A 6,848-nucleotide genomic window follows, 5' to 3' on the forward strand; every position below is an offset into this window, starting at 1 on the left:
CTGCCTTCCTGCCCGCGTCATCGGCATGACCGGTAATCGCCACAAAGGTCGTCGCGGCAAGGCACTCCAGTTGACGGAATGTCCGGACCAGTTGATACCCGTCCCATGTCCGGCAGTCCGATGTCACTCATGACTCCGTCACGATACGGCTTGCCGGTGCCTATTACCTGCCCGGATTCAACTCAGGGTGCCGGTGTGAGTAAGGCGCTCCGTACTTCAGCTCGTAGTGAACACCGACGCCAGTGCGCGTTGGCGGGAAGCGGTCACCCTCAACGCATGTGGCATCGAATGTCCGGCCCTCGTTGTCGCCACCTTCAAGAACGACCGAATAGACACCCGACACCGTGACGATTTCGCCGGGTTTGAAAGCGTCTGCCATGATGCCTCCTTTGCTTGCGCCTCTCATTACTCGGGCGAATCTTCATCAGTTGCAACGGGCATGCCCAGGAACCCTGCACCGCGCTGCTCGCCTTACGTTTTGAACCCGAGCAAGATTTCCCATCGAAAAAGTGTAGCAGTAGCTCTTTGCAGGGCGGTTTCCACGAGGTGCGGTTGGTCGTTGGCTTGCCTCTGCCCTACCAAACGACGTCCTTCCGCGGTCTCACGTGGGTATAGCGCTTGCTCACCTCTGTTAATCCCTATTTTGACAGGAGGAAATCATGAGCGCACTCGACCCGCAAGGAAGCCCGTCTGGCGCCGGGGCCCGCATTGTCGGCACGGGAGTAGGCGATGGCCCGGGCCCGGACGTCATGGCTGCGGACACCCTCGATGGAACCAAGGTGGTGACTTCCGATGGCGAAGACGTCGGAAAAATCTCGGACATCATGCTCGACGTTCGCGCTGGCAGGATTGCATACGCGGTGCTGTCCGAAGGCGGATTTCTTGGAATGGGCACGACGCTGCACGCTATGCCATGGAGCGCATTGACACTCGATACCGATGCGAAATGCTTCCGCGTGGACATCAGCGCGCAACAGCTCAAGGATGACCCTGGTTTTGACAAGGACCATTGGCCTGCAATGGCAGATACAACGTGGGGGACTCAGGTACATCAGTATTACAACCGTTATCCCTACTGGTCGGCGACGCGGGACCTCGACTCGGGAATAGACACCGATATTTGAACGCGCGAACCAACTGCATGGTGATAGCCGCGCCACGATTGACGGAAACGGCATGGCGCGGCAACCAAAATTTTCAGGAGGGATGCAGTCACGTTTGAACCAGATGAACGTTAACGGACAGACGAATCCTTCCTTCGAACGTTCACCCAAGTTGGAAATCATGGTGCCGTGGTCTTCACTGCCGTCCAGGACGAACTCTGCTGTGAACGAACGCATGTTTTCCGCTCCGGCGTATCGTGACTTCCCAGAAGACCCTATCGAAAAAAACTCTTTTTACGCGGGCCCTAGGACCGTCATCCACGATGGAAAAAGACTGCCATCCAGTCAATGGCTTGGATGTCAAAGGCAATTCTTTCTCGAAGAAAGAACTTAAAGACATTTCTAGCTAAACGAACTTATATTTTTCGCGACACACCTCGGTCGTAGCTAGGACCTCGGCGACCTCTGACGGAAAGCAATCGGCATCTTGCCAGCGTATTTAAGGGCAATCCGCGCTAGCCGAGGGTGCTACAAAGGCTCGATGTGGCGCTGACCGCCGCGGAGGTGCGTCACGTGTTCTCAAAAAGCACAATCGGCCCAGGACCACGCCGACAAGTTCTCGTCGCGTCAAGGAACTGCACGAGTTCGTGGAGGCCAGCATCTGGCTTCGTGTTCTCAGGCGCTCGGAGTAGTATGGTCATGTACACCTAACCACTAGGAAGGGAGACCATGACTACCTGTCAGCAATGTGGTGGCCAAGGAAAAATCAAGTGCGAAAAATGTGGCGGGACGGGAAAAGTGCAGATAACTGAAATCGAGACTGTTTCAGACATGTCTCACACGTCCAACACCATCACGTGCCCAAAATGCGACGGAGGGCGGTGGCAGCTCTGTACACGATGTTACGGTTCCGGAGAAGTCCACAATAACGAGACCTCCGATACTTTCTACCCCGAAGGCAGAGATACTTGACGCGTGTTGTCGCTCCGCCTCCTGGACCACTCGCGAAGTTTTGGAGACGACCGGCCGCTCGCTGGTCTCGCGAACTTCGACACAATCTCCTTCAGGTCGACGTGGGCGCCGGACGGTCGACCGGGCGACGCCCATCAGAAGCATGTTCCTCGCGCAAAACCGAACGCCAGCCGTCAGGCGTCAACGGGCAGGACTGTTGGTACGTGTGCCCCCACTTCCGCGTGCGGCGCGTACTGCGGCGTCGCTGGACGAGCCGCCTCCTTCCTCGTAAAGGGGTTGATGGCGAAAGCCGAGACTGCCGGACCCCAGAGCGATGATTGCGCCCACGACAAGCGCGGCGAACGAAAACCACGTCGCGCGAGCGACGGCACGGGCAGCGGTATCCGCAGCCTGGCGTGCGTTCTGCTCGGCTTGCGGGCTCGAAGCTACCGAGGCTGCCGACGCGACCACGCTCTGAACCTGTTGTCTGACCGAGTCGACCACCGGGTTGCCGCCGGGCGCCTGGCCCTGCGCGGCGCCTACAGTCGCGCCCGCCGTGGCGACGTTGCCGGCAACGCTGACAGCACCCCCGACGAGGGACGCCATGGCGTACACGACGAAAAGAATCATGACTGCCCACGCGAGCACGCCGTGCAGCCATCCGAGGACAGGTGCACATCGACCAGCGAGATACGAACCGGTGAAGACCGCAACGACCGTCGTGACAATCATCCAGACGCCTGAGCCAAAACCGAATGCGCGCATCGGGTCAGGCTGCGATAGCGGAGACAGGAGTGTTGCGCCGATGGCTGTCCCGAGCACGCTGAGGACGAGATAGACAATGAGTGACAGGATTACGCCGGCGAAAATGGCACCCCATGACACGCGAGGCAGGCCGGTTTGAGTGGCAAGAATCTGCATGATGGCGTTTCCCAGGTTGAAGGCTGTTCAAACGCGGTCTCAACAACTAAGAAATCCGAAGCTTCGACCGCGCAATAGCGACGCAACAGGCGTTCCCGGGAGACTTGGATAGCACAAACGGCGTCACGGTCCGGCTCCGCGTAGACGCACATCGTAAGTGGATTGCGCGACGGTTTTGGCGGCATGGGGGGCTGGGTGCGGGGCGCTCGGCTTGCACCTCTGAGGCGGAATAATCGGCTCGTATCATGGCGGTGTCTGTTGCGGCTATTTTGCTCGCCGTGTTGAGCGTTCTCTCTTTTTCGCACCTCGCAGTTTCGCTAAAGGCGACCAGTATTTCAACATTGAGCAGGTCCCGCCGCAACTTCGAAGCTAGGCACAATGTCGCATGGTGTGCCCGCATCACCGATGAACGGTGCGACTCTGCAACGGCTGCGTGCGTTAACGTGGTTCGCCGCATTCGCTCGGTTAGCCAGGCACTTCCCACCACGGCGTCGCAAAACTGGCCGTCGAATCAAATCACGATTCCTGGCTGCGGCAGACCTTCCGGTGGGGTGAGAAGCGCCAGTGGCCGGCCGCGTCCTTTACTGCGAGCGCGCCATAGTCGTAAAGCACCTCGCAAGCGGTGGCGGGTCTCAGGCCAGTTATGTCCTCAATAATAAGAAGCGTACGCGAGGCTGTGTCCACGCCCACGGGAGCCACAGTGTCGGCGCTGAGGCCAAAATCTTCCGTCTCCGGGTTGTATCGGTTCGCGCCTGCGCACGGACGCTCGCCATGCGCGGCATACTCCGCGAACTCGTGGAGGTGCCAATCCAGCTCTGGAGTATTGACAGGAACAGGCATCGCCGGGGCTCGTTTTCCTGCCTGGTATAAATGTCCACGGTCCAGGCTTAACCCCAATGCCTGCAGCGCGCGAAGCGCCTCGTCGCCGTCATGATATGAGCCGAACAGCGCAACGATAACTTGCGGCATGCGGTTCCTCCATACGTCATCAGCTGATGCGCACTCAAGCGCGCAAGGGCTATACCTGGCCGGGCAAGCGCGCAAGCAGCATGACTTCCAGTTCGTCGTACCGTCTGTGTTTTGGCGCAGCGCCTATCTCTCTCGCCTCTTATTCCGGTGCGTCTTCGTCGCGCATTTCGTCGTGCTGTTCGTTGTCCTCGGACTGTAGGATAGGGGCAGCATTGTCCGGCGTCGCTGAGTCACGGTCGCTGTCTGCGATATCATCCGCGAGTTTGTCCTGGTCATCTTTGCGGCTGACACCGCGTGTCTGTTCCTTTGGATGGTTCGTCATCGCATGCTCCGAAGAGGAAAGCAGTAACTCGGTGCGCCACCCGCACGCGATGCTGCAGTCAGGGTTGAACGATTTGCGGCCGACGGTCGAACCGTTACGCTGCCAGAAGTGGGGACGGGCTCGCAAGGAAGGGCTTGCGAGCAGCTAGTGCCGGTGGCCGTCATTTCGCGGGCAGGTACTCCGCATCCGTCTCTCCGGCTGCCTGTTCCCAAAATTGTGCGTCGCGTCCTTCCGGGGCACCGCCCTGTTCCCACAATGTTCGCGCGCGGGCACGGATACGGGCGTCGCGTTCAGAAGTGCACTCGAGTTCTTCGACTTGCGCGCCATTTGCATCAACATGAATGCTCACGACATCGTATCCATTGGCGACCGTGGCCCAGTTCGAGACGTGCTGAGTTTTTTCAAATTGTGCGATGGCCGCTTCCACCGCCTCCTGTTTCGTTCCCTGGGCGACCGAGACGCGCATCAGCTCAGTGTGATGCGGCAGGCCCGCATAATCCAGTATTTCCTTGTAGAAGATGACTTCGTAGGGGCGCCGTTCCGAGGCACCACCCTCCACATCGCTCATGGAAATGATGCCGACCAGATGTCCGTCGCCGTCGATGACCGCGAGCCTTTGTACATGTGCCGTCCGCATGGTCAGCACTGCAGATTCGACTGAGTCGTCCTTGCTGCACCGAATTACGTCCAACGACATCACTTCGCTCACTTTCATCCGATTGGAGTCACGGTCATCCGCCACGCCGCGCATCGCGATGTCGCGGTCGGTAATCATTCCCAGAACTTTGCCGTCCAGGCACACGAGAAGACAGCCGATATTGTCCCGCTTGAGCAGACGCGCTGCCGCGGCCAAGGTCTCCTCCGGCTCCAGACAGACCGCCGCTTTCATCCGTTCTCTAACTAGCATGGTATGCCCCTTATTAAGGTCAATTGTGAAATAGGTACGCGCGCGCGAACTACCTTGCGGATTGCGGTAGTGGACACGGGTCTGGCCATTTATCGGATGGCCCCGATGGACGAGTGGCCCCGAGCGAGGGTGACGCGCCCGGACTGGGCATCGTCTGGCGGATAATAAGCCGCTCCAGGGCCTTCGCCAGGAAGTCTATGTGCCTCGGACCAGACACGCAACAACAGCAAAGTCACTGAACCAGTGGCAGACAAAACGACATCAATCGGGCGCATCGATTTTTTGAGGTGACTGTTCGATGCGACAGTCTGAAGAGAATCGCGTGCCGACAAGATGGCGAAGGCTGACCCTGGCGGGAGGTGCAGCGGCCAATCGTTTGGCCCGCCCTCGCGGATGTCACTGAGGTCAACAACCGACTCTATACCGGCGTTTTTAACCGTCGGTACTTCGACCGCGAACTGGCACTTCAATCGCAGCCGGAGTTCTGGAAAGAAGGCCGCAGTTTTGTCGGGATTGTCATGGTCGATATCGACGGATACAAGAGCTACAACGACCGATACGGTCATCAGGCTGACGATGAATGTGTGCGCGCAATAGCGCAAGCTATTGCATACTCGGTGAAACGTCCTGGAGACACAGTCGCGCGCTACGGTGGGGATGAGTTTTCATTGATTCTGAAGGAAACGGACCCGGACGGAGCGCGCGTAGTTTCCGAGCGCATCCGGCAGGCCGTTGAAAGTCTCCAGATTCCACATGTCGCTTCCGCCGCCGGTATTGTCACTGTCAGTTGCGGAGTGGCGGCGCAACAAGTGGACAGTGGCGGAGCCAGCCTTAGCCTGGTTGCGACCGCGGATAGAGCGCTATATGCGGCGAAGCGGCGAGGACGGAACCAGACATGTGCGGCCGGGGCCGACGACAAAGATGGCTCAGGATTGTGACGCGAACAGTGCATAGCAAACCACGGACAGCGGCCCTCTGTACTTGACGTAGCGAGTGCGGGCAAGCATGTTGCCGGGCGCGCAGAGCACCAGCCCTCTGGCGCCGGCAAACTTCAAGGCATTTACTGACACAAGGCACGTCCCTTGCGGCACCTATTCATGTGAGCGGCACACGCTTGCATGGAGGTGAGCCATGAAACATATAACCAGGACGTTTTTCGCTTCGACTCTCGTGATGGCACTCTCGCCAATTACATACGCACAAGCCGGCGGCGCCGCTGGCGGGCTCCCGACACCCGACGTCGGCGCCGGTTCGATGCAGACCCCGAACGAGACGGGCTACGGGTCTCCCGACGTCACGGGTAGTGGCGACCGCGCGGCGCGCAGTAATCCTGCGACGGAGCGTTCCAATAGCGGCAAGACCAATGGTCTGAACAGGGGCACGCGTAGCGGCGCGAACAGCGACGTCAACGGTGGACCGGGCGGCTCAAGGGAAAACGGCCAGTAGTACGAAGGCTCTCGTCACGACTGTAGTGGCGTTCTACGCGCTGTCGGGCATGGCGTGTAGGCCACGTTGTGAGCTGGCACCGACGCGATAACAGCGGGTTGCACACCGAGTCAACATCGCTCAAGGGGCGAGACTTGGAATCGACAGCTTTCGACTAGTGCAACTCGCGACTCGCTGCCGCAATGCTGGAATGCGGGAACCGAGGCCCGCTCGAAGGGCTCGACGTCCG

At 59.2% G+C, this 6,848-nt stretch carries 9 protein-coding genes; 4 read left to right on the forward strand and 5 right to left on the reverse strand.

Going from position 1 to position 6,848, the window contains the following annotated elements; translation table 11 throughout:
• Window positions 1-163: 163 nt before the first annotated feature.
• The gene (locus P0D96_RS38755) at window positions 164-379 is read right to left on the reverse strand and encodes a hypothetical protein (protein ID WP_408291913.1); all 216 of its coding nucleotides are present in this window, start codon (window positions 377-379) and stop codon (window positions 164-166) included.
• 280 nt (window positions 380-659) lie between these two features.
• Between P0D96_RS38755 and P0D96_RS38760 the strand changes: the two genes are divergently transcribed.
• Together P0D96_RS38760 and P0D96_RS48830 are read left to right on the forward strand one after the other, a co-directional pair.
• Complete coding sequence (locus P0D96_RS38760) at window positions 660-1,124, forward strand: PRC-barrel domain-containing protein (RefSeq protein WP_408319094.1); 465 nt, start codon at window positions 660-662, stop codon at window positions 1,122-1,124.
• 708 nt (window positions 1,125-1,832) lie between these two features.
• Window positions 1,833-2,075 (forward strand): hypothetical protein, encoded by a 243-nt coding sequence (locus P0D96_RS48830; protein ID WP_494478617.1) that lies wholly within the window; start codon window positions 1,833-1,835, stop codon window positions 2,073-2,075.
• A gap of 180 nt (window positions 2,076-2,255) precedes the next feature.
• Here P0D96_RS48830 and P0D96_RS38765 read toward each other — a convergent pair whose 3' ends face one another.
• From P0D96_RS38765 to P0D96_RS38780, 4 genes are all read right to left on the reverse strand, one after another.
• Window positions 2,256-2,975 (reverse strand): hypothetical protein, encoded by a 720-nt coding sequence (locus tag P0D96_RS38765; RefSeq protein ID WP_408181801.1) that lies wholly within the window; start codon window positions 2,973-2,975, stop codon window positions 2,256-2,258.
• A 516-nt stretch (window positions 2,976-3,491) separates the two neighbouring features.
• Window positions 3,492-3,944, reverse strand: coding sequence for a hypothetical protein (locus P0D96_RS38770; protein WP_408181802.1), 453 nt, complete (start codon window positions 3,942-3,944; stop codon window positions 3,492-3,494).
• 139 nt (window positions 3,945-4,083) lie between these two features.
• Window positions 4,084-4,266 (reverse strand): hypothetical protein, encoded by a 183-nt coding sequence (locus P0D96_RS38775; protein ID WP_408319096.1) that lies wholly within the window; start codon window positions 4,264-4,266, stop codon window positions 4,084-4,086.
• A 160-nt stretch (window positions 4,267-4,426) separates the two neighbouring features.
• Window positions 4,427-5,155, reverse strand: coding sequence for a CBS domain-containing protein (locus tag P0D96_RS38780; RefSeq protein WP_408319098.1), 729 nt, complete (start codon window positions 5,153-5,155; stop codon window positions 4,427-4,429).
• A 377-nt stretch (window positions 5,156-5,532) separates the two neighbouring features.
• Between P0D96_RS38780 and P0D96_RS38785 the strand changes: the two genes are divergently transcribed.
• Entirely contained in the window at window positions 5,533-6,111 is a 579-nt protein-coding gene (locus P0D96_RS38785) for a diguanylate cyclase (protein ID WP_408319100.1), read from the forward strand.
• Window positions 6,112-6,304: 193 nt separating this feature from the next.
• Window positions 6,305-6,619, forward strand: coding sequence for a hypothetical protein (locus tag P0D96_RS38790; RefSeq protein ID WP_408183678.1), 315 nt, complete (start codon window positions 6,305-6,307; stop codon window positions 6,617-6,619).
• The last annotated feature ends 229 nt before the right edge of the window (window positions 6,620-6,848 follow it).

Source organism: Paraburkholderia sp. RL17-347-BIC-D (assembly GCF_046027915.1).
Classification (GTDB): Bacteria; Pseudomonadota; Gammaproteobacteria; order Burkholderiales; family Burkholderiaceae; genus Paraburkholderia.

What these genes read in the sequence shown, in the direction of transcription:
- P0D96_RS38755 (WP_408291913.1), bottom strand. Translation starts at nt 379, where the DNA reads ATGGCAGACGCTTTCAAACCCGGCGAAATCGTCACGGTGTCGGGTGTC.
- P0D96_RS38760 (WP_408319094.1), top strand. Translation starts at nt 660, where the DNA reads ATGAGCGCACTCGACCCGCAAGGAAGCCCGTCTGGCGCCGGGGCCCGC.
- P0D96_RS48830 (WP_494478617.1), top strand. Translation starts at nt 1,833, where the DNA reads ATGACTACCTGTCAGCAATGTGGTGGCCAAGGAAAAATCAAGTGCGAA.
- P0D96_RS38765 (WP_408181801.1), bottom strand. Translation starts at nt 2,975, where the DNA reads ATGCAGATTCTTGCCACTCAAACCGGCCTGCCTCGCGTGTCATGGGGT.
- P0D96_RS38770 (WP_408181802.1), bottom strand. Translation starts at nt 3,944, where the DNA reads ATGCCGCAAGTTATCGTTGCGCTGTTCGGCTCATATCATGACGGCGAC.
- P0D96_RS38775 (WP_408319096.1), bottom strand. Translation starts at nt 4,266, where the DNA reads ATGACGAACCATCCAAAGGAACAGACACGCGGTGTCAGCCGCAAAGAT.
- P0D96_RS38780 (WP_408319098.1), bottom strand. Translation starts at nt 5,155, where the DNA reads ATGAAAGCGGCGGTCTGTCTGGAGCCGGAGGAGACCTTGGCCGCGGCA.
- P0D96_RS38790 (WP_408183678.1), top strand. Translation starts at nt 6,305, where the DNA reads ATGAAACATATAACCAGGACGTTTTTCGCTTCGACTCTCGTGATGGCA.